Here is a 23,046-nt window from a genome sequence, read left to right on the forward strand (position 1 = left end):
ATTGAACATGGCACGTAGAAAGCATTCAAGCGTAGAAGAAGAAGCTGAGATTGATATGACCCCGATGCTAGACATCGTGTTCATCATGCTTATCTTCTTTATTGTAACAACATCGTTTGTAAAGCCATCAGGTCTTGACTATAACAAGCCTGAAGCATCACAAGCGACTAAGAAGCCTTCTGCTAACATCTTTATTGGTGTGAGCAAGACCGGCATCATCATGATGGAAAACCGTCAAGTTGATATCGAGCGTGTAACTGCAAACGTTGAGCGTATGCTTGCAGAAGCACCAGAGGCTGCAGTATTGATTCAAGCAGACCAAGAAGCTAGACATGGTTTAGTGGTTAAGGTCCTTGATAACGTTAAAGCTGCAGGTATCGATAAGATATCTGTATCGGCGGGGAACGAATAATATGCTGAGAGGAATAGTATCACTGATAATTGGTGCTGCTGTGACTTTTGCTTTGTTTGTCTTCATGGCTTTCTTGGTAGGTGGCGGTCCAACCCGCCACGATACCTCGACAGAGACTCCTGTCATTGAAATTACCATGAACAGAGATGACGCATCAGCGCAGAAAAAGCCAAGGGTTAAGCCTAAACCGCCTACACCCCCAGAGCAGCCGCCAAAACCGGATACTACGCCACCAGATAGTTCATCTGACATTGATACAAATATGTCATTTAACATGGGTGGAGTTGAAGCCGGTGGTGCAAACACTGGTTTCAAACTAGGCAACATGATGACGCGAGATGGTGACGCAACACCTATCGTTCGAATCGAGCCTCAGTATCCAATTAAAGCGGCACGTGATGGTAAAGAAGGTTGGGTACAACTTAGCTTTACGATTAACGAATTAGGTGGTGTTGAAGACGTTAAAGTCATCAAGGCAGAGCCTAAGCGCTTATTCGATAAAGAAGCACGTCGTGCACTTAAAAAGTGGAAGTACAAGCCAAAGATTGTTGACGGTAAAGCCCTTAAGCAACCTGGCATGACAGTCCAACTTGATTTCACACTAGACAAAGGAGGCAGATAATTATGCGTAAAGTTAATACTATTGCTGCTGCTTTATTACTTTGTTTAGGTGGAAGCGTAGCGGTTGTTCCGACAGCCGCAGCCGCTGAAAAGTGTGCGATTGAAAAGCGTAAATCGAAAGCTGTTGGTCAAAGTGCGTCTAAGAAAGTGCAAAGATCTTTTGAAGCATATACCGAAGGTAATGTGGATGAAGCGATTGCAATTCTTCTAGAAGCGAACCCAAAGAATGATTTCGATAAAGCCTATATTGACCGTATGTTAGGTAACTTTTATGCGGAAAAAGGACAGATGGGTACGGCTGTTAAGTACCTTAAGTCTGCAGTTGATGCAGATATCCTAGGCGGCGTTGATCACGCTCAAACTCTAAGACTCTATGCTGACCTCCTGATTGGAGAAAAGAAGTTTAAAGAGTCAATCCCGATGTATTACCAGTGGATGGAGTTTACCTGTAAAGAAGATCCGCAAGTCTATAAGCGAATAGGTATTGCGCTTTCTGAGCAAAAGCAGTGGGACAAGGTGCTTGAGGTTGCTGATAAGGGCATAGCTCTTTCTGAAAAGCCTGACAAAGGCTTATATCAGATGAAGCTAACGGCTTACTTTAACCAGAAGAAGTACAAACAAGCTGTTGAAGTGCTCGAAATCATGGTGCCAATATTCCCTGATGACAAACGTCTGTGGGTTCAGCTGGCCCAGTTTTATCTGATGACTGAGGACTATACAAAGTCACTAGCGACATATGACTTAGCTTATATGAATGGATTTTTGGAGACAGCGGGTAACATTACTCGTTTGACCCAGCTACTTGCACAGAATGGTTCGCCATACCGTGCAGCGCAAATCTATACTAAGCATATGAAGTCAGGGCTAATTAAGGAAGATGAAAAGACCTTAACTATCCTCGCTGGGTTTTACCATAATGCTAAGGAGCTAAAAGAAGCTGCTGATACATATGGTAAAGCGGCTGCTGTTAATAATGCAGGTAAGCTGTATTTGAGACAGGGACGTATTCTTGCCTTAGATGGCAAGCATAAGTCTGCAATCGCTGCTCTTAAGAAGGCGTTAGACGCTGGCATTAAGAATCCAGGTGAAGCGCAGTTTGAATTGGCGTTATCTTATATCAATTTAAAACAGTACAAGACAGCATATAAGTATGCCAAGCTTGCTGCTGATGATAAGAAAACTGCACGTTCAGCTAAGAGCTACCTTGCTTACATTAAAGAAAAAGCACGCGTTCATAACGTAACGCTTTAATTTAATAAGCCGTAAAAAAAAAGCCCCTGTTTAGGGGCTTTTTTGTCGCTGTGACTTACATATAACTCTAGCCGTTATCGTAAAAGATGTTATAGGTGAATAAGCCTGTGCTCAGTGGCTTTAGGTAAGCGCATTTGCTCGGTATGTCGCTCTACGGTTTCAAACAGTGTATCTAGGTATAAGTCTCTGTTTGGCCGACAAACACAGCCACCAAGTTCATACTCTATTTCGCCATGATGCTGCTGTTGAAGATTATGATTAAAATCCCCGATAGTCTGCTCTAATCTATCGATAACCACATGAGCACCAGTGTCATCGACTTCAAATATACCAAGAGCGAACGCATTGTTATCGAGCCTTGCAAGTAGATCTGTTGAGCGTAACAGTGCTTGTTGTACTTGCTTCATGAATAATTCTAACAATTGTGGTTGAGAAATAGTTTCATGAATGTGTGGGCATAGATACAATAAGGCCAGACTCTGATGGTCACGGATATGGCGATGCCATTCACGGTTAAATACTTCCATAAAATAGGTTTGGTTATATACCCCTGTTTCTGGATCCCTAAAGCCAGAGTTACTGAATGAATAAATCATTAAAGGCTCCTTATATACCCAAGCTACCTCAAGATGCTCGTTTCAGAGCTCCCGTAGGATAGCTGGACAAGGCCGTGATTGAGGATAATGGTTATTCCCTTACCGATATCACATTTGTCTCTGGTGTTAAGTATAGAAAAGATAGAGCACTAACAATAAATAAAAGGAATATTAAAATGAGGAAGGCGGTACTGGCGTTGTCTATTGGCGCAATCTTAGGGCTAACTGCTTGCGGTGAAACTGAGAGTAAGCAAACCCAACAATCAGCGCAAACAGGGCAACAAGCAACAGAGCAAGTCGTTGAGAGTCAGTCTGCACAGCAAGCTTATTTGCAGTTAGTGGATAACTACTTTAAAGATATATTGAAGTTAGAGCCTATCTACGCAACATTTGTTGGTGTGAATGACTATAACGACCAATTTGGTGACGGCCTATCTAATGAATATTTAACCCAGCGACACAAGCTGAATACGCGTTATTTAAAAGAAGTAAAAAAAATAGATCGTGACCAGTTACCGAGTGAACTAAAGCTAAGCTATGACATGTTCACCTATGACCGTAATGTGGCATTGGCTGACGAAACCTTTCCTAATCACTTCATGCCGATGAATCAATTTTATAGCACTGTGATCAGCATGGTTCAGCTTGGTAGTGGTGAGAGCGCTCAGCCCTTTAAAACGGTCGAAGATTACCAGAATTGGCTGAACCGCCTGCAAGGGTTTATTGAGTGGATGAAGGTTGCGCAGGTGCGCATGAACGAAGGTATCGAGAGTAAGGTTGTGCTGCCTCGTGTGCTTGTCGAGCGTATTATTCCTCAGTTGACTGCTCAGCTTGTTGATAATGTTAATGACAGCTTATTCTATACACCGATCAACCTGATGCCAGAGTCGTTTTCCGATGAAGATAAACGAGCTATTACCCAAGAGTACACCAAGTTAATTGGCGAGCAGTTGATACCAGAGCTGACTTCACTACGTGATTACTTTCAAAATACCTATATTAAGTCGTCACGTGCAACAGACGGCTGGTGGGGACTACCTAACGGTAAAGTATGGTATCAGCACCTAGCAAACACCCATACTACAACGACTATGCCTGTGGATGAGATCCACAAAGTGGGACTAGATGAAGTGGCGCGGATCTTATCTGAAATGGATAAAGTGCGAGTTCAAGTTGGCTTCGAAGGGGATTTAACGGCATTTTTTGCATCACTTTCTTCAGAGCCTCAGTATTTCTTCAGTGATCGTCAAGGTTTAATCGATGGTTACATGGTGCTTAAAGATAAGATCAACCTTGAGCTACCAAAGTACTTCAATGTGATGCCAAAAGCCGATTATGTGGTAAAACCGGTAGAGAGCTTTAGAGAGCAATCTGCAGCAGGCGCATCTTATGATGCTCCAGCGGTTGATGGCTCCCGTCCGGGCGTGTTCTACATCAACACATATAACTTAAAGGCACAGCCAAAGTGGGGCATGACAACTTTGTCACTGCATGAAGCTGCACCGGGACACCATTTCCAGATTGCTATTAAGCAAGAGCTAACTGGAGTGCCAGAGTTTCAGCGTTTTGGCGGTTACACGGCTTTCGAAGAGGGCTGGGCGCTTTACGCTGAGTACTTAGGTATAGAGATGGGCTTGTTTAACGACCCATATCAATACTTTGGTAAGTTATCTGATGAGATGCTACGCGCCATGCGCCTAGTGGTGGATACCGGCCTGCACGCTAAAGGCTGGACTCGCGAGCAAGCGATTCAGTATATGAAAGATAACTCGCCAATGGCAGAGTCTGACATCATCGCGGAAGTTGAGCGTTATATGGCAATCCCTGGCCAAGCGTTGAGCTATAAAGTAGGCCAATTAAAGATCCTGTCACTGCGCGCACAAGCTGAAAAAGAGTTGGGTGACAAGTTTGACTTAAAGGCCTATCACGATCAGGTATTAACCTCAGGCTCGCTGCCAATGGAAGTGATGGAGCTAAAAGTGAACGATTGGATTGCTTCACAGAAGTAACTTATTCAATCTGTAATAACCCAGCTGGGATACGCCATAAAGAATGGTATATACTGGCTGGGTTTTATTTTGCCTTAAAGGCATTACATTTAATTTTTGGAGAAAACCATGGTACAAGCAACTGCAAGACACCTACTAGTAGATACCGAAGAGCAGTGTCTAGAACTTAAGCAGCAGATCCTTGATGGTGCTGATTTTGGTGATGTAGCTAAAGCTAACTCATCTTGCCCATCTTCGGCTCAAGGCGGCGACTTAGGTTCATTTGGCCCAGGTATGATGGTAAGAGAATTTGACGAAGTGGTATTTAGCGCGCCACTGAACGAAGTTCAAGGTCCAGTTAAAACTCAGTTTGGTTACCACCTTCTAGAAGTGACAAGCAGAGGCTAATCTGCTGTTGTTTCTATTGTAAGAAGGAATATACATGCTCGAACTGTATACCGATAGACTCAGGTTAAGAACTGTTGTTGCCAGTGACTGGGACAACTTTTTATATACTCACTCAAATGAGCAGCTCAATGAGTTTGTACGCAAGCCTCAGGCAGAATCGGTTATACGAGAGAAGTTCGAGCGTGTTTTAGAAAACCGAGATTTGAGTGAAGGTGAGTGGTTGCTCACTATTATTGAGGATGCTCATACACAAGATTTTATCGGTTTTATTGGCTTGCAGAATAGCGATGCTGAAATGGGGCAGATGCAAGTCGGCTATATGATCCATCCCAAGGCCCACGGACAAGGTTTTGCCAGTGAAAGCCTGCAAGCGATTATTGATTGGGCTTGTTTAGCCTATAAGCCGCATAAGTTTTTTGCTTACTGTATAGAGCAAAATATTGCTTCAATCAAAGTACTGGAAAAGTGTGGTTTTGTACGCGAAGGCCTATTGCGAGAAAACTGTAAAATAGGCGAACAATGGTTTAATGACTGCCTTTATGGGCTTTTGGCTGCACAAAGGTGTTAGAAACCATACACTCGCATGATAAATTGAGTGCTATAATGCCGTCAGTTCTAGTTATTTAAGGCGAAATACAGTGAGTGCAGATACTCCAACGCTGACATTAAAGTCAGGCGAAGAATACATCGAATTATACAAAGTATTGAAAGTCCAAGGAATGATGAGTGCAGGTGGCGAAGCCAAGCACGTTATTTCTGAAGGACAAGTGACCGTTAACGGTGAAGTTGAAACCCGCAAGCGCAAGAAAGTGATTGCAGGTGAAGTGGTTAGTTTTAACGGCGAAAGCGTTAAAATTATTGCTGAGTAACTAAGAAGAGAGGATAAACATGCAGTTTCCAGATGATGACAATGGCAAAATGCTTGAAGCGATGGCTGATGCCGGTATCGACTTATCAGCAGCCCTTGATGTTGATTTCTTCTTAGTTTTTGAAGATCAGCGCGATGCTGAGTCCGCACTTGAAGAGCTTGGTCAATCTGATCTTGAAGGCGAAGTTGAACTACTACTCAACGATGACTCGGGTAAGTGGGAACTGATCGTTTGCATAAACATGGTTCCTGAGTACGATGCAATCGTAGAGCAAGAGATTAGTTTGCACGAATTTGCCCAAGAGTTTGGTGGCGTCACCGACGGTTGGGGAGTGATGCAGCATCAAGAAGGCGATGATGATTTCGCTGACGACGCGCATGAATGTGGCGATGGCTGTAAGCACTAAAATAAGCTAAAAATCTTTTCAAAATAAGCCACTTATATTAGTGGCTTTTTTGTGCCCAAAAGTTAAGAATACGGACAGTCCAACATAAATATTAATTGCCACCGAAGGAGAAAAGAATGGCAAGAATGATAAGTTTTGGCACACCGGTTAACGATGCTGAGCGTTGGGCATTTTCCCTGCTAGCCGATGAACTACCAGAAGATTATATCCTGCTAACCAATGTTGAGATCCCTGCTAAATCAGGTCAAGCCATGGAGGTCGATGCGCTAGTTATTGGCGAGTGGGGAGTGTACGTTGTCGATGTAAAGGGCTATATCGGCCGATTAGATGCAGGCTTGCACGCTTGGTCACTCGATGGTCGTGAGGTGGATAACAGTCTTGCCAAGGCAAACTATGTTGCCCGTGTTTTAGCCGGTAACGTCAAGCACAAAATCCCAGTGGGAGTCTATGCGCCTTGGTGCCAAGGTATGGTATTTGTTACTGGCCGTAAAGGTGAAGAGATTGAGCTTGAGAAACAACAAGGCTCGCTTAGTATCTATACTCCAAAGCAGATTGTGGCTGCGCTAACAACGGAGTGGGGTCTCACTGCCCCGAAAAAGCATCAAGTCACCGATACCCAAAAAGAGCTGGTACTCGAAACCATAGGTCAGGTGGCAATCGTTGAGCAGCGTAATAATAAGATCCAAGACTTTACTAAGCTCAAGTGTCTGTTTATTCAGAGTGGTCTCGAAGTTTGGCAGGCTGAATATAATCCCGGTGAGTGGACCGCGCCTTGGCTGTTGAAGGTGCTCATTCCAACCCAATTTACTGACAGTGAGCAGTCCCAGGCTCATGAGGCACAGTTAAGGCGAGAGTTCCTGCGACTGCAATCTCTTTCAGGTTGTTGTGGTGTTCCCTATTGTGCGCCGCTTATTCAAGATGGCGAGCAGTTGGTGTTACCAATCCGTATGCCCCGCGGTGTACCGCTCAATGTGCTCGAGTCAGAGCAGATGACCACTTACCAACTACTTGAAATACTTCGACGAAGCGTCACAGGACTACAGCAGATCCATCGCCGCGGCTTTACTGTGGGAGGCTGGACAAGTAACTGTATTTTTGTTTCCGATATGGGAGACGTCGAGTTTATCGATATTAAAGATAATGTGAGTACGAGTGAAGATATCAAGGCCTACGCCGAAGGCTTTCTCGCTATTGCCGAACAGACTCAGCAGCCTAGAATTTATCAATGGTATCGCGAGGCTGTCGTTGGTAGCACGACGGATCTTGATGCACTGCGTAGTGACTTGTCAGCACTAATCGATCACGGCGTGTGCGATACGGTACCGGAAAAAGTTGAGATTACGGCTGGTGCGATTATCGATCATCACTTTAGGCTAGAGCAGTTTATTGCCGCCACCGAAACGAGCCAGTTCTGGCGAGCAACGCATATGCAGGGGCAATATCAGTGCGGTATCTCAATTTACAGTAAGGTTGAAGCAAACTGGCCGATGCTAAGTAATACCTATCGCAGCTTAGCCAAGGTTTATCATCCTCATATCGAAAAGGTACTCGCCTTTGGGCAACTGCCTCAAAGCGAGAAGCTATTCATTGCTAGAGCTTGGGAGTATGGGGTATCGATTGATGATCTCGAGGAGATCCAACTTGGCCAGCCCTTAATGTGGTTTACTCAGCTGTTAACGGGTTTGCAGTATATGCATCAGATGGATATCTATCATGGTGCTATCTGCCCTAAAAATATTATCTGTAACCCAAATAAAGCGATACTGGTTAACTTTGGAGTTGGGCTTGATATTGCGGCGAGCCATTATGCTTGTCAGTATGCCGATCCAACACTGTGGGAAGTTGAAGGTGACGCAGAAAAAGATCTTTATGGCCTTGTCGCGAGCTTTATCGATGCCATGGCACCCGATAGCTTGAAGGGCGATTTGTGCCAGCAAGGAATGATTAAGGCACTAGAAGCCTTTGACCGTGAATGGTTTGGTGAAGCACTTTATGATGTTTGTTATAAAGTGCTTAACTTTGACTTGAGCGTGCATTCGGGAATGAATTATCTAGAGATGTTTGATCTAGCGGATAAGGAGATCCTCTAACTATTTATTCATGCCGATATGGCGCAAACAGTTCGAGTAACCAGTCGATAAAGGATTGCACTTTTAACGGCAGGTTACTCGATTTTGGCGTGAGTAAATAGTAACGATAGGGGCTAGTGAACTTCGCATTAAAATCGGCACCAAATGGGAGCACTAGCTTGCCTGATTTGAGTTCATCTTCAATGAAGAAGCGTGGAATAAGCGCCACCCCCATGCCACTGACCGCGGCTTGACTGAGCATATAAAAATGCTCAACACCAAACTTTTTCTCTGTCGTTAGCTCCAACCCCATGCTGTTGGCCCAAAGTTGCCATAATCCAGGGCGAGTGGTGTGTTGCAATAGCGTCATCGAGTTGATGTCATCAAGGGTTTGGAGTTGCTCTGCTAACTCTGAAGCGCAGACTAAACACAAGTCCTCATCCATTAAGGTCATGACATTTGCAGCCTTAGGCACAGTCGTGCTGCTGCGAATGGCGATATCGTAATTGACCTTATTAAAGTCCACCTCAAAATCACCGATAGACAGATCCACATAGAGGTGTGGATAGCGAGATTTAAATTCCTCCATCCTTGGAATGAGCCAGCTAATGGTTAGGCTAGGTAATACATTGATGGCTAAGGTTTGGGTACGAAGTGGCTGGGTGATTAAGTCACTCGTGGCGTTATTAAGTGTCTGCAATGCTGCTTGCACATTGATAAAGTAGCGCTCCCCCTCATCGGTGAGTTTAAGGCTGCGATGCTGCCTAATGAACAGTGGCATTCCGACATAGTCTTCCAATAATCTAATCTGCTTACTTATGGCACCATGAGTGACAAATAGTTCTTTGCCAGCAAGGGTAAAGCTCATGAGACGTGCCGATGCCTCGAAAGCTCTCAGTGCATTAAGAGGGGGAAGGTGTGAGTACATTAGGTTTGCCTTAACTGTGTTTTTGCGTGAGAAAATCTCACTTAAGTGGGACAATAACTCCTTTGCGTTCTAACTGCAAACCACGTCTAATAACGACACTTAATTTTTCAATCTATTTAATCATGACCTTAGATCTTACTTTCGAGCTTATCGCACTGCTGTTTTTTGTGGCCATGTTGGCCGGTTTTATCGATGCGATTGCAGGAGGCGGTGGACTGTTAACCATCCCCGCACTGCTATGGGCAGGCCTTCCTCCAACCGTGGCGTTAGCGACGAACAAGCTTCAAGCTTGTGGCGGTAGTTTCTTTGCTAGCTTCTATTTTGTGCGTAAAGGCATGGTGAAGCTCAGCGATATGAAGCTCAGTATTGCCAGTGCATTTACGGGAGCGGCATTAGGCACGATAGCGGTTCAGATGATCGATACCGCATTCTTAGAGGTGTTCTTGCCATTCTTGATGTTAGCCATCGGTGGTTACTTCCTGTTTTCTAAAAAAATCAGTGAAGAAGATAAACAGCAACTGCTGACCCCAAGCCTATTTGCTTTTACTGCGGCTCTTGGTGTCGGTTTTTATGATGGTTTCTTTGGCCCAGGAACGGGGAGCTTCTTTGCCCTCGCGTTTGTCACCCTCGCAGGTTATGGTCTGGCAAAAGCGACGGCTCATGCCAAGATTCTAAACTTCTCCACTAACATCGCCTCACTTATTTTCTTCGCCATCGGAGGCAAGGTGTTCTGGATGTTGGGTGGAGTCATGCTTATCGGCCAAGCGATAGGTGCAACACTGGGTTCGCGTCTTGTGCTCACTAAAGGTACTAAAATCATTAAACCGTTAGTGGTGATAATGTCGATAGCCATGAGTGTTAAGCTGCTATCGGCCCAGTACGATCTGTTTGCATGGTTATAAAGGATATTTCAAGGATGAACTTTTGATAAAAGTGTTTCAGTCTCGCCATACAAATTTAAAGATGAGTCGCAGGGCCGCGCCTTTCTGCGGTTTTGCTATTGCGTTATCGGTCTTGCTCATCACGCCTTTTCATGTGTCGGCAGCACTCGGTGAGCGCCCAGATTGGCAACAATATTTTGCTCACCATGATGCCAAGGGCACGATAGTGGTGCGTGATGAACGCGGCGAGAAAGCTGAGACTTGGGTTGTTGATAGCAAACGTGCTCAGCGTCGATTGTCACCGGCATCGACCTATAAAATTCCGCACACACTATTCGCTTTGGATGCCAAGCTGGTTAAGGATGAATTCCAGATATTCAAATGGGATGGAGTAAAAAGAGGTTTCTCGCCACACAATCAAGATCAGAACCTGCGCTCAGCCATGCGATACTCCGCAGTGTGGGTCTATGACGGTTTTGCAAAGCAACTAGGCGAGAGAAAAGCTCGGCAATATCTAACCTTACTCGATTATGGTAATGCCGATCCAACATTTGAAAAAGCCATCGAAGATAGTGACAGTTACTGGATAGACGGTAAGCTGGCGATCTCTGCCGTTGAGCAGGTTGAGTTTTTACAAAAACTTTATCGAAATCAATTGCCCTTTGAATTGTCTGCTCAGCTCTTAGTCAAAGATATTATGATTAATGAGGCCGGTAACGATTGGATATTGCGGGCAAAAACCGGTTGGCAGGGCCGCTATGGCTGGTGGGTCGGTTGGGTTGAATGGCCTACAGGTCCCGTTTATTTTGCGCTTAACATTGATACCCCAAACAGAATGAAAGATCTCTATAAACGTGAAGCGATAGTGCGAGAGATTTTGCAATCAATCGAGGCGTTACCTGTTGAGCCGTAATTGGGTTTGCTGATTTAAATTGCGCTAACGACTTTTAGCGTTTGCGGTTATTTCGAGTAGTGCGAAGGCTTATTGGGCTCATTTACTGTTAGATTTTGCCCTTAAAAGACAATGTATCGCTTGCTTGTTCGGTCCAGAAATAAAGCCCCTTAGTATTAAGCTAAGGGGCTTTGTTATTTAACAATTAAACCTTAATTAATATAATCAATGGTTTCAGGTTTTATCTTAGGCTCGGTTAGGGTTAATGACTCAAGGTAATTAATGCCTTTAGCCGTAATCCCCCCTTCATAGTCACGGCTACCATCGGCTGTGATCACTGAGGCTTCACTTGGATTCCAAGCTTCAAAGAAGCTCTTTAGATTGTAACCCGAGACTGCAGAGGCACAGGCCATCAGCAGATCGCCTTCACTTAATCCATGGGGATTGCTAATGGAGCACGATGGGTTTGAATTTCTCGCCTCGTGATGCATCATGATGATCATATTCCAGCCTTCATCCTCACCGTAATAAGCTGGGATTGATTGACTATCAAAGTGATCAGCAATTTTGAAGTGAGTTTCTGCCCAGACTTTTAGCTGAGCAAACATCACTAAACGCGTCCCAGCATTACCATGACTCCATACATGGCCATTATCACGACTTATCATCATTGGGGCTTTTTGAATGTCGGTTTTAACTCGGTCCATACTGCCTTTGCCCATGTCACGCAGATCCTGCATATACAGGGCTAGCAAGTTATTAGCCACCTCAGTCGCACCATTCACATTAAAAGGCGCGGCAGCCAAGTTATGACCCACCTCGTGCCACAACAACCAATCATTATCAGGTATTGTTGGGATCACATTTGAGTTGCGATTATAAGTCGTGCTCATCACTGGGTAGCCTGAATGAGCCGCACCAATTGAGATCTGTACATCATTAACAAATCGATGGCTGTGCTCAGGTAATAACTCACCGGTAAAACGCATATTGCCTTCGCTGTTATCTCTTGCATGGAAGTCGCTGGCTTTTTCAGCGAAGTCGTTCATCCCATCTGCAAACGTTTGAATATGGGTGTCGGCTACGTTGTTAACGGGCGTGGTGTAAACAAAGTGACCCGTGATGATTTCGGCTAGCGGAACACCTGGATTGACAGGGTTTTGCCATTGGCCGTTTTTCCATAGTGACGCTTCCAATACCCCAGTAAAGTTAAACTCCACGCTATTGGTGGTATCTGTACTCGCAGGCTTGATGTAAATAAGACCGCCGTAAGGGGCAATAATCTCGGTGGTAGTGCCAGCTTTATGGCGCCAAGACTTTTGCACGCGAGGAGGGCGCTTCAATGCCAATTCATGCTCATGCTTACCCGTTACATCATCCACTAACGCCACAGTGATCGTTGCGTCATGATTACCACTGACGGAGACGACACCACGCTTAACGGCCCACAGTCCAGTTGATTGCATATTGTTAGCTGTGCCCACAACGGCATTATTGAATGTTTCAATATTGACCTTGGCATTGCCACCTGTCTCGCCGGTATTACCTGGATAGCTTGAGGTATCGACACTAATGTCATTATCCCAGTATGAACGGCCAAGCATGATGCGAGTTAGTGGTTTTTCTTGGTAGTTCAATGGATAGCTAGGATTGAGTTCACCGCTTTGGGTTAACATGCCATAGCTTAATAATTTTTCGCGGGTTTCAGTCGTGCAGGCATTATCTGGCTGATGTACGTCTAAGGTATAACAGTTGAGGAATTCTGTGGCTTTTTTAAAGCCTAATTCATCCTGCACTGCAGGGTTATAGTGATATTGTTCGTCATTCCAAAACCAAATAGACAGGTTGTCATAAGTTTGGTTTAGCTCGTTCAATGACAAACGGCTGCCCTCTTTACCTTTACTGCGATAATAGATTTCATGTTGATATAGCTTCTCAACATTGCCGCCGAGATTAGCGGCTTTAACCATAGTGCTCACCACATCAGGACTGATTTCGTAGCGAGTAAACCTAGGTCTGTAGTATCTATGCCCCGTGGCGTAGCCATGACCCTGACGGGTTTCAATACAACCTATTTCGTAGTCATAACTGGTATCAGTACACTCTTTTACTTTTGGAAAGGCCGCCTGAATTTTGGCAACAGCGGCTAAACGCTCAGCTTCAGTATTAACGCCGTAAAATGCGAAGTTATTGTGCTCATTGCCATCGCTGTCTATTGTTTTATATTCGGCAATACCAAACTTTGGTTTGTCGATTGGAGATGGAAAGGTTACGGTACCATCTTCGTTAATTACAAACTTGGATATATCATCAAACTTCTCATAGGTGACGAGAGTGCCAGTAAAGCTTGCGCGAGGGTTCGGGTATGGCGCTTGGCAGTAATAGCTTTCGCCACAGTAAGCCTGTCTCGTTCTTGCAAGGTTGGCACCGCCTATCGATATACCGGCTGTATCGGCTAAACGGGCAATTGGCTCAGGGTTCAATTGCTCGATACCATCCATAAATAAGACGTTGCCGCCAGCATTAATGTACTCAATCAATGCGGTAATATCAGCCGCAGAAAGTAGAGGCTTATTAATGTCGGCGAGGACTTTAACGCTCATGCCATCGCCAAACAGCCCCGTTTCATAGGCTTGTAGGATTAACACTGGCGTTGTTTTAGGATCTAGGCCATCGTAACTACCCGATGAAAGCGGATCTAGGTTGAGACGATAAGACTCATCGATAAAAAAGTCATAAGTCTGATTGTAATTGACGTTGGATTGCCACACTTTATCGATGTTTGAACCGACATTAATGGCAGCTTGGCCATTGGCATATTCGGCAGTAAACCAAGTAAACATATTCATAAAGAATTTAGGCATGCTGCCGTTGTCTTTACCCGCGTCTTCACCACCGGCCCAGTAACTATCAGGTTTGCTGAGAATATTGGGGTACATACTGTTGCCCATAAACACCACTTTGCCCTGTCCAATTTCACCGGCGGTGATAACGGGCAAGTTATAGGTAGCGGTATCTTTGCCAACGGTTTCTGGGCGCTTTAGAATAACATCAGAGTTCGCATCTATTGTTTTAGCATCAGTAACATAAGGGAAACCGTCATCACGCCTATAGGCTTGTTCTGAACCAAATGGTAGCCAGTAGTTAACGTCATTGCGTGGCATTAACACCGGGAAGGCGGTATTTGATGTGTTCATTGAGCGCATAAAACGCGCGAAACCCACCTCACCATAGAACGCAGAGTTATCGTGAAATACGTGGAACTGGTCAACATCAGTATAAAGCTGCTGTAGGGTATCAGTAACATAGCCGCCTTTTTGCAAAAGAGGGCTGACGTGGTGTCTAGCAGTTGGATTTAAATTCAGTTCAGTGTCAATTATTTGGGCGAGTCCGGTACTGAATTGTGCGTTAAATTCGTCAGGTACAAAGTAACCACTGGCCTCGATCTCTGCACCATTTGGTAGGTTGAGGTTGATGAGCTCATTTATCACGTTCGGGTATTGGCCAAACACTCTATGTACATTAGCGCCAAAAGTGACACTGTCAGCCGTTTGGGTGGCATAACGATTGATTAGCGCATCGATGTTTTGTTTTACAATTTCATTTTCAGACACATCGGAAAGAGTGTACTCAACCTGATTTCCTTTCACCGAGCCAAAGGTAAAGGTATCGAGTCCAAAAGTAATGGTCTCACCCCAAATGTAAGACACGATACCACTCGCGTCTGTTACTCCTCTTGAAGACTTGGTGTAGTAATTAACGCCGGCAATAGGTTTGCCCTGACTGTCGGTTAATACACTGTCAGTCAGCACAAGAGCGTCTTCGCTCGGTTGATAGCTGTAGGCATCTTCTGCGGAGGCCGACACGAAGTCTGCGTTGATGTCTGGTTTAGCGCCGGCAGAAACTTCAGGGGTCAAGCTGCTATCGACGTGTGAGCTTGGCGCCTTATCAATTTCATCGGTCTCTTCGGCTGCTGGTGGATTTAAAAAAGCGTCAATGTCAGCGGCATCGCCGTTTGAAAATAGAGGGGAAACATCGAAGCTGTCGATTTCGTCAACACAGATCTCATTGGTGAGAGCCGGGCAGGTGCTCACCTTACTCATCACTTTCGAAGCATCTGTGACGCTAATTGCATGTGCCCAGTCATTTTTCATGTCTAGGGCCATCGCATTATGACTGTCTCGAGTCCAGCCATCCGGTAGTGGAATATCCTTGTTTAACAGCTCTAATGAGCCGTAAGTACAGCTGACGTTATCGCCATCTTTAAAGGTGAAAGTACCACTATGGCCCAATGTTTGTCCGTTACAGCTGATATGACCCGATAACTTTTTGCCACTCAGTAGTAAGGTACCCTGATAAGTCTGCTTAGCAGGGATCAGATCGGTAGGAGGAATACTCTGCACTGTGCCTGTAAAACACTGATTGTTAGTGTAGATTTCGCGTTTACTGATCACGCCGTTCAGGTTCGATTGGCAAAGTTCGAGGCTTTGGTAGCTATTAGCTGTTAATGCCTGGCTGTCGCCAATGTTCTCTTCTGCATCGGTACTACAGAAGAAGTACTCATTTCGAGATAGCTTATCGTTAAATTGATTTTCGCAAAGTGCGTTATCAATAATATCGAGTAACGGATTTGATGGTTCTTGGGGGGTATCGCTGTCGGAACAGCCCGCCAACAGATTGCTGATAACTACAGCAAGGAGCAATTTTTTCATTTTATTTTCTCAATAACCACAAGCAAAGTTGCTTTCTCTAAAATCTATCCTCGAATAAGTTTTAGAGAATATGGCTTCCGGTTAAAACGAGTATTAACAGTAGGTTTTTGGCGTTAAGGAATAGGGGGGATGAAAAGTTAAGGCGACTGCTGACTAACAAACTTAAGTGATTTCCTGAATATGGCTAAAAGTAGACTGAGTATTATCTCAATTTTATAGTGGAATTCATAATGATATATTTAGCTAACTGGTTAATTATTATATGAAATGTGGCTTAAACTTGACCGTTCGTTGCTGAGCTGTGCCTGAGTTTATAAGGCTTATCGGCAGTGCTGAACAATCAGCTATAACCCCAGCAATAATGTTTTGCGCAATCGCTTTAATAAGCCCAATATTGTGATGCGGGGTCACAGGCTATTACATGTCGCCCGTTACCTTGTCTGGCTTAAGCTATTGTTAAATCGACTCAGTTTTCTTACTATCTAATAAAATGGAAAACCATCACGGTTACTCTCCAGTATCTCCCTCATTTTTAAACGAGAAAGCATGAAATTTATCCATACTTCTGACTGGCACATCGGCAGACAGCTTCATAACCAGAGCCTGCTCGATGATCAGCGTTTTGTTCTCAATCAGATTATTGAACTTGCCACCGAGCATAGTGCTGATGCGGTGGTGGTGGCGGGGGATATTTACGATAGATCGGTTCCCCCGGCTAATGCGGTAGCCTTATTGGATGAGGTGGTCAATCGCTTGGTCAATGAGCTCAAGATCCCGCTGATCATGATTGCGGGAAACCATGATGGCCATGAGCGCTTAGGTTTTGCTTCTCGGCAGATGAATAACAGCGGCCTACACATCGTAGGCCCATTGACCAAAGAAGTTAGAGCCATCGAGCTTAACGGCAAAGCGGGCTCTGCTGTGTTTTACGGCTTGCCCTACGCCGATCCTGCTACTGTTCGTCAGGTGTTCGATTGTGAGGTCAACACCCATGAAGAGGCGATGGCGAAACTGCTTGAACAGGTTGATGAGCATGACAGTAAAGGCTTACCTAAAGTGGTTATCAGTCACTGCTTTCTCGATGGCGGCAGTGAGTCAGAATCGGAGCGGCCACTGAGTATTGGCGGCGCCGATAAGATCTCACCCAAATTATTTACCCCATATAACTATACGGCGTTAGGGCATCTGCATGGCCCGCAATATAAGGGCGCCGAGCATGTACGCTACAGCGGCTCAATGCTTAAATACTCCTTTAGTGAGCAGCACCAAAACAAGTCGGTTACCTTGGTTGAACTAGACAGTGACGGCAAAGCCAGCTTCGAGTTACTGCCTTTGAAGGGCATGCGAGATGTGCGCATTATCGAAGGTGAGTTAGCTCAGCTACTTGAGTCAGGCAAAACCGATATTAACCGTGAAGATTACCTGATGGTGAGGCTCAGTGACAAAACCGCTATTTTGGACGCCATGGGCAAACTGAGAAGCGTGTATCCGAATGTGCTGCACCTCGAGCGTACAGGCTTGATGAGTGAGAGCGGCAAGGTGGAGCTAAGCCGTGACCATATTAAGAAGGGTGAGCTAGATATGTTTACCGATTTCTTTACCCAAGTGTCGGGCGAGGCAATGACAGAGGCGCAGCAACAAGCCATGAGTGCAACTATCGATGAGTTACATAAAGCGGAGCGCACATCATGAGACCCATTACCCTTGAGATGTCTGCTTTTGGCCCTTTTGCGTCGACGCAAACTGTCGACTTTTCCGCATTAGGCTCAAACCCGCTGTTCTTAATCAACGGTCCTACAGGGGCGGGTAAGACCACACTGTTAGATGCTATCTGTTTCGCCCTCTATGGTAAAACCACGGGGGATGAGCGAGAGGGCAGCCAGATGCGCTGCGACTTAGCACAAGATAGTTTGCTTACCGAAGTGACGTTTAGTTTCGCGCTGGGGGATAAACAATACCGTATTCGCCGAGTACCCGAGCAACAACGTGCTAAAAAGAGTGGCGATGGCTATACACTGCAAAAGCCCGAAGCCCAGCTTTACCGTATCGACAGTGATGGCACTGAGCATCTGCTGGTGGCGAGTAAGGTCTCTGAGGCCACGGCCGAAATAGAGACGTTAACTGGCCTCGATGCCGATCAGTTCCGTCAGGTGATGGTGTTGCCACAGGGTAAGTTCCGCGAGCTCTTAATGGCAGACTCAAAAGACAGAGAGAAGATTTTCAGTCAGCTTTTCCAAACGCAAATTTACCGCAAAATTGAAGATAAGCTAAAGTTTCAAGCCGCAGCGATTAAGAATGAAGTGCGTGATCACCGTAATAAACGTGATGGCATGCTGCACAATATCGAGCTTGAGTCTGATGAGGCGCTACATAACGAGCTTACGCAGCTCGAGCCTAAGCTTGCTCAAGCGTTAGAGGCTAAAGAGCAGGCTAAACTTGGGTTAATCGATGCCAATAAGCGGTTTGAGTCGGCCAAATTGCTCGTTAGTGACTTCGATGCACTGGATAAACTTCAGCAAGTCGCTGTGCAGCTGCAAGAGCATAAAACCGTTATCACCCAACGACAGCTACAGCTTGAAAGTGGCCAAAAGGCATTGCAGTTAAAACCTGTTTTAGATGTGTCTTTGGCGCGAGAAACTGAAGCCGCTCAAGCCGAGGCCAGCCTGACTCAAGTGCAAGCTGCTAAGCAGCTTAGTGAGCAGGTGCTGACCCAAAGTCAGGCGCAATTTGATACCCTGCCTGAGCAAGAGCGGCAACTGCAGCAAGTGCAAAATAGCGAGCAAACCTTAACCCAGTTGGTGCCTCAGCTACAAGGACTCGATGGCCTGCAAAAAGCCTTGACTGAGGCAACAATTGCACGCGACCAAGCGAAACAGAAAGGCATTAAAGACAAGGTAAGTTTAGAGAAACTGTCGACAGAAAAACTCGCAGCAGAGCAGCTCATCCCTCAACTTGAGCAAGTTGCGGCCGAGCAGGTTAATGTCCAGCAAGCTGTCACGGCTCAACTTGATCTGATTGAGCGTTACGGCCAGTGGCAACAGGCTGGCAATGATACTAGTCAAACAGAGCAGGCGCTATTACGGGTAATGGAAAAAGGCCAGCAATTGCGCGCCCGTTTTATAGAAGCCCAGACCAATAACAAACAGTTGCTACTGGTATGGCATCGCGGCCAAGCTGCAAGCTTGGCCTTGCAGCTCAACCCTGGCCAGCCTTGCCCAGTATGTGGCAGCAGCGACCACCCACATCCAGCTAAAAGTGCAGAGCAATTGCCAACGGAAGAGGAGCTACAACAGGCTCAGCGCCATGAAGAGTTGGCAAATGAAGCGCTTAACCAAGCGAAATCAGAATATTCAGGGTTAAAGACTAAGCATCAAGAGCAGTTAAAGCGCGTCGATGAGCAGTTACAGCGCATTGGCGACAACAGTGCTCAATCCATTGAGAGCCTACAGCTACAATTACAGCAGTTACAGCAGCAGCTTAACCAAGCTACTGGCGCTGCTCAGCAGTTAACTCAACTCAGAAGCCAAATACAAAGTTGGCAGGCTGCAGAGCGAGAGCTGCAAGTGAAGCTCGAGGCGGAGCGAGAGCGTTTTCAAGCCTTGCAAGATCAGGCTTCGAGCCTCAAAGGACAGGTGGAGCAAGCGTGCGCCGCTATTCCGGAGCAGTATCGCAGCTTAGATGCACTTAATGGGGCAATTGAGCAGGTTAGGGCGCAGGTAACGGCGTTTTCGCAAGGGATCAACACCATTCGTCAGAGCCATACCAAAGCCTTAGAGCAAGACTCAGCGCAATCAGCAGCCGTTGTAGCTGCTCAAGCGAGCCTGGCTCAGGCAAGGGAGCAAAGTGACAGGGCGTTATCAGAGTTAAATCAGCAATTGGCCAGTTCAGGCTTTGCCGATAAACAGGCATTAACTCAGGCGCTATTATCAACTGAAGCCCTGAGTGAAATTGCCAATGAGTTGGCTCAATATCAGCAAGACTGTACCGCTAACCAAACGACATTAAGCCAATTGAGCGAGAAGTTATCTGGGCTGAGCAAACCTGATATGCCAGAGTTTGAGACTCGCCTTGAGAGTATTCAAGCTGAGCAGCAAGCGGCTGAAAATAAGTGGCAAAGCCTGCAGAGCCGTGTGACGCAGCTGATGCAAACGCAAAAGCAGCTTAAAGAGGCCGACGCTAAAGCCAAGACGCTTGAAGACGAGTATGCGGTTGTTGGTACCTTATCTGAGGTCGCCAACGGTCAAACCGGTAATAAAATTAGCTTGCAGCGTTTCGTGCTCAGTGTACTGCTTGATGACGTGCTGCTTGAGGCGAGCCACCGTCTGCAACTCATGAGTAAGGGCCGCTATCGTTTGCTGCGTAAAGAGGAGCGCGCGAAGGGTAATAAGGCATCGGGGCTTGAACTCGAAGTTGAAGATGCCTACACCTCTAAGGTGCGTCCTGTAGCGACGCTCAGTGGTGGTGAGAGCTTTATGGCGGCGCTTTCTATGGCACTGGGTTTATCTGATGTGGTGCAGGCCTACGCGGGCGGAATTAAGCTCGATACCCTGTTTATTGACGAGGGCTTTGGCAGCCTAGATCAGGACTCGCTGGATTTAGCGGTCAGAACCTTGATGGATCTGCAATCATCGGGTCGCATGATAGGGGTGATCTCTCACGTCTCAGAGATGAAGGAGCAGATAGGTACGCGCCTCGATATCAATAAGAGTGCAATTGGGAGTGAAGTGAGTATCGTTCTGCCTTAACGGCTTATCGCAATCGCTGTACTTCGGAGTCGGCGGCTTGCTACTTGTTTGTATTAACCCTGTTGAAGTTGATGATTTATCCTTCTTCTTCAATAGGGTTAGCTTTTCATTTCGTCCGAGCAATATTTCTCAAGTCAGCAATTTGTGCAGCAGATCGGTTTGTAAGTTGAATTTTTTTTGATATAACTTGGCATCAAATCTCGATTTGACGAGTTTTTTCGGTCAAATAGATAATCATAATAATGAAAGTTGAGGCATAGGTTGCGCGCAGGTAAATTTTCTTTTTCAAATATGTCTAAAAACCGTTTTGCACGATTGCCTTCTTTTCATCGGAAAGTGCTTTTAGGCTCAGTACTCATCGTCGGTGCTGCGATTTTACTCCCTCGTCAGCAAGAACTGCTACCGCAAAGGATCCCTGTTCAGCTGGATATTGAATCTTTTCTCGCCCAAAACGTGTCGATTCCCAGTGCAGAGCTGTTAGAGCCAAAGCCTGCATTTCAAAAAGTGATCGTAAAAGGCGATACCTTAAGCGGCTTGTTTGAGCAAGGCGGGGTCGATCAGCAGACCATGCACCGCGTATTAGAGGCCGATCTGAATGTCTTGGCATTAGACACATTAAAGCCCGGCAATAAGATCCAGTTTTGGCTTAATGACGCGGGTGAGTTGCAAAAGCTAACGCTTTACTTTAATGCTGCTAGACAGGTGATATTCACGCGTTTCGATGATGGCTCGTTTAATGTCGATGAAGTGAATATTGAAGGCATTTGGCGTGACCGCGCCATCTCTGGTCAAATTCACGGTTCTTTCTATGTTTCGGCCAAGAAGATGGGCCTTAATGCGGCAGAGATCCAGCGCGTAGAATCATTATTAAAAGAGAAGCTTAATTTTGCCCGCGATCTTCGTGCTGGCGACAAGTTCTCGGTATTGATGAACGATCAGTATATTGATGGTGAGGCCACAGGTAACAGTCAAGTTCTTGGGGTGACCATCGAGAGAGGCTCGAGTAGCATCAATGCCTACCAACATACAGATGGTAACTTTTATGACGAAAAGGGACAGAGTTTAGCGCGAGCGTTTCAGCGAATTCCGTTGACCAAGAACTACCGTATTAGTTCGCGGTTCAACCCTAATCGCCACCATCCCGTTACAGGCAGAAACTCACCTCACAATGGTACAGACTTTGCCTTGCCTATTGGGACTAAGATTGTCGCGCCAGGTGACGGTATTGTCTCTTTGGTTACCGATCACCGTTTTGCAGGTAAATACATCGTCATCGATCACGGTAACAAGTACCGCACCCGTTATTTGCACCTATCAAAAGCTTTAGTGCATAAAGGTCAGCGCGTGTCTCGCGGGCAAGTGATTGCACTTTCAGGTAACACAGGACGCGTAACAGGCCCGCACTTGCATTATGAATTCCATATCAATGGTCGCCCAGTGGATTCGATGAAAGCCAAAATCCCTATGGCAAGTAAGCTCTCTTCCAAGGAAATGAGCGAATTTAGCCAGATTGTCAAAGTGAGAAAGATGATGATGGGGATTGCTTAATCGTAATTTGAGACAAATTAAGTCCAAGAAAGTTTGTCTCGCCCTGAAATAGATAAAAGCCATCGAATGATGGCTTTTTTACTTATGATAACAAGGTACTAGGAACAGCAGGCTCTAGGTCTTAGGAGCACAAAGACACTATCGCTGTAGACCTTACAGGAATTTCGCTCATATTTTGTCAAAAGCAATTTACCACGGTAAATATGGCGAAGGCATGTGCTAATGAGTGAGAGCTAGGGATAGTAAATTGGCCGTTAAATAAGGATGTCATTGGAACACCGAGATCACGAAGAAAGGCAGCAATTAGTGGGTGAGCCAATACAAGTTCATACGTCACAACTTCTATGGGACGCTGCAAAGCCATCCATGCCGCTATGCGGTTTCACCTGATGTGAATGGATTTACAAATGCCGCAGTGACATGAATGTCAAAGAGCGGCCTTGAAACCGAAGCTCACAGCCGTACCAACATCTGTGTGATTCATAGACATCCTTTCACTATACTTACGTATTATGAACGATGACATTCAGCAACGATTAGTGTGGATCGAGTTACTTAAAAAGACTAAGAATGCAGGTCTAGTTTGCCGAAGATGTGGTATTACTAGACCTACTCTCCGCAAATGGTGGCAACGCTATCAAGAGTTTGGTAAGGATGGATTAGTCAGCCAGAGTAAACGTCCTCACTCGTCCCCAAATCTCAAAGTTACAGACAAAGTAG

18 protein-coding genes are annotated in these 23,046 nt (G+C 45.6%); 15 read left to right on the top strand and 3 right to left on the bottom strand.

Annotated elements, in window-relative coordinates:
- Positions 1–7: 7 nt before the first annotated feature.
- Genes L1D44_RS10175 through L1D44_RS10185 form a run of 3 tightly spaced genes read left to right on the top strand, consistent with a single transcriptional unit; the run spans position 8 to position 2,284 of the window.
- Positions 8–412 carry a biopolymer transporter ExbD gene (locus L1D44_RS10175; RefSeq protein WP_108947027.1) on the top strand — a complete coding sequence of 135 codons (405 nt, stop codon included), beginning with the start codon at positions 8–10 and terminating at the stop codon, positions 410–412.
- A 1-nt stretch (position 413) separates the two neighbouring features.
- Positions 414–1,034, top strand: coding sequence for an energy transducer TonB (locus L1D44_RS10180; RefSeq protein ID WP_202721487.1), 621 nt, complete (start codon positions 414–416; stop codon positions 1,032–1,034).
- Between the two features lie 2 nt (positions 1,035–1,036).
- Positions 1,037–2,284 carry a tetratricopeptide repeat protein gene (locus L1D44_RS10185; RefSeq protein WP_239890352.1) on the top strand — a complete coding sequence of 416 codons (1,248 nt, stop codon included), beginning with the start codon at positions 1,037–1,039 and terminating at the stop codon, positions 2,282–2,284.
- 89 nt (positions 2,285–2,373) lie between these two features.
- Here L1D44_RS10185 and L1D44_RS10190 read toward each other — a convergent pair whose 3' ends face one another.
- On the bottom strand, positions 2,374–2,880 hold the full coding sequence (locus L1D44_RS10190; RefSeq protein ID WP_239890354.1) for a diguanylate cyclase: 507 nt from the start codon (positions 2,878–2,880) through the stop codon (positions 2,374–2,376).
- 176 nt (positions 2,881–3,056) lie between these two features.
- Between L1D44_RS10190 and L1D44_RS10195 the strand changes: the two genes are divergently transcribed.
- The 6 genes from L1D44_RS10195 (at position 3,057) to L1D44_RS10220 (ending at position 8,641) form a co-directional block, all read left to right on the top strand.
- A complete protein-coding gene (locus tag L1D44_RS10195) occupies positions 3,057–4,889 on the top strand; it encodes a DUF885 domain-containing protein (RefSeq protein ID WP_239890356.1) in 1,833 nt (610 codons plus the stop codon).
- Between the two features lie 108 nt (positions 4,890–4,997).
- Complete coding sequence (locus L1D44_RS10200; RefSeq protein ID WP_220770748.1) at positions 4,998–5,276, top strand: peptidylprolyl isomerase; 279 nt, start codon at positions 4,998–5,000, stop codon at positions 5,274–5,276.
- Between the two features lie 34 nt (positions 5,277–5,310).
- On the top strand, positions 5,311–5,844 hold the full coding sequence (locus L1D44_RS10205) for a GNAT family N-acetyltransferase (protein WP_239890358.1): 534 nt from the start codon (positions 5,311–5,313) through the stop codon (positions 5,842–5,844).
- Between the two features lie 70 nt (positions 5,845–5,914).
- Positions 5,915–6,145: an RNA-binding S4 domain-containing protein gene (locus tag L1D44_RS10210; protein WP_012155868.1), complete on the top strand. Its 231-nt coding sequence runs from the start codon at positions 5,915–5,917 to the stop codon at positions 6,143–6,145.
- Between the two features lie 19 nt (positions 6,146–6,164).
- Positions 6,165–6,551, top strand: coding sequence for a ribonuclease E inhibitor RraB (locus L1D44_RS10215; protein ID WP_220770750.1), 387 nt, complete (start codon positions 6,165–6,167; stop codon positions 6,549–6,551).
- Positions 6,552–6,667: 116 nt separating this feature from the next.
- On the top strand, positions 6,668–8,641 hold the full coding sequence (locus tag L1D44_RS10220) for an NERD domain-containing protein kinase family protein (RefSeq protein ID WP_239890360.1): 1,974 nt from the start codon (positions 6,668–6,670) through the stop codon (positions 8,639–8,641).
- Between the two features lie 4 nt (positions 8,642–8,645).
- On the opposite strand, the gene L1D44_RS10225 is transcribed toward L1D44_RS10220, so the two are convergent.
- Positions 8,646–9,548: a LysR substrate-binding domain-containing protein gene (locus tag L1D44_RS10225; RefSeq protein WP_239890362.1), complete on the bottom strand. Its 903-nt coding sequence runs from the start codon at positions 9,546–9,548 to the stop codon at positions 8,646–8,648.
- Between the two features lie 122 nt (positions 9,549–9,670).
- Between L1D44_RS10225 and L1D44_RS10230 the strand changes: the two genes are divergently transcribed.
- Both L1D44_RS10230 and blaOXA read left to right on the top strand, forming a co-directional pair.
- Positions 9,671–10,450, top strand: a complete 780-nt coding sequence (locus L1D44_RS10230) for a TSUP family transporter (RefSeq protein ID WP_239890364.1) — start codon at positions 9,671–9,673, stop codon at positions 10,448–10,450.
- 61 nt (positions 10,451–10,511) lie between these two features.
- Complete coding sequence (gene blaOXA, locus L1D44_RS10235) at positions 10,512–11,342, top strand: class D beta-lactamase (protein ID WP_239890373.1); 831 nt, start codon at positions 10,512–10,514, stop codon at positions 11,340–11,342.
- 191 nt (positions 11,343–11,533) lie between these two features.
- Here the strand turns inward: blaOXA and L1D44_RS10240 are convergent, their stop codons facing one another.
- Positions 11,534–16,033, bottom strand: coding sequence for an SslE/AcfD family lipoprotein zinc metalloprotease (locus tag L1D44_RS10240; RefSeq protein WP_239890366.1), 4,500 nt, complete (start codon positions 16,031–16,033; stop codon positions 11,534–11,536).
- Positions 16,034–16,579: 546 nt separating this feature from the next.
- Here L1D44_RS10240 and L1D44_RS10245 point away from each other — a divergent pair.
- The 4 genes from L1D44_RS10245 to L1D44_RS10260 all read left to right on the top strand — a co-directional run.
- Positions 16,580–17,725 (top strand): exonuclease SbcCD subunit D, encoded by a 1,146-nt coding sequence (locus L1D44_RS10245; RefSeq protein ID WP_239890367.1) that lies wholly within the window; start codon positions 16,580–16,582, stop codon positions 17,723–17,725.
- Positions 17,722–20,778, top strand: a complete 3,057-nt coding sequence (locus tag L1D44_RS10250; RefSeq protein ID WP_239890368.1) for an SMC family ATPase — start codon at positions 17,722–17,724, stop codon at positions 20,776–20,778. Before L1D44_RS10245 ends, L1D44_RS10250 begins: the two co-directional genes overlap by 4 nt.
- 261 nt (positions 20,779–21,039) lie before the next feature.
- The gene (locus L1D44_RS10255) at positions 21,040–22,326 is read left to right on the top strand and encodes a peptidoglycan DD-metalloendopeptidase family protein (RefSeq protein WP_239890369.1); all 1,287 of its coding nucleotides are present in this window, start codon (positions 21,040–21,042) and stop codon (positions 22,324–22,326) included.
- A gap of 512 nt (positions 22,327–22,838) precedes the next feature.
- Positions 22,839–23,046: helix-turn-helix domain-containing protein (locus L1D44_RS10260; RefSeq protein ID WP_239890370.1), on the top strand; the 208-nt coding region annotated here is incomplete at its 3' end.

The organism is Shewanella sp. Isolate13 (assembly GCF_022398325.1).
Taxonomy (GTDB): Bacteria; Pseudomonadota; Gammaproteobacteria; order Enterobacterales; family Shewanellaceae; genus Shewanella.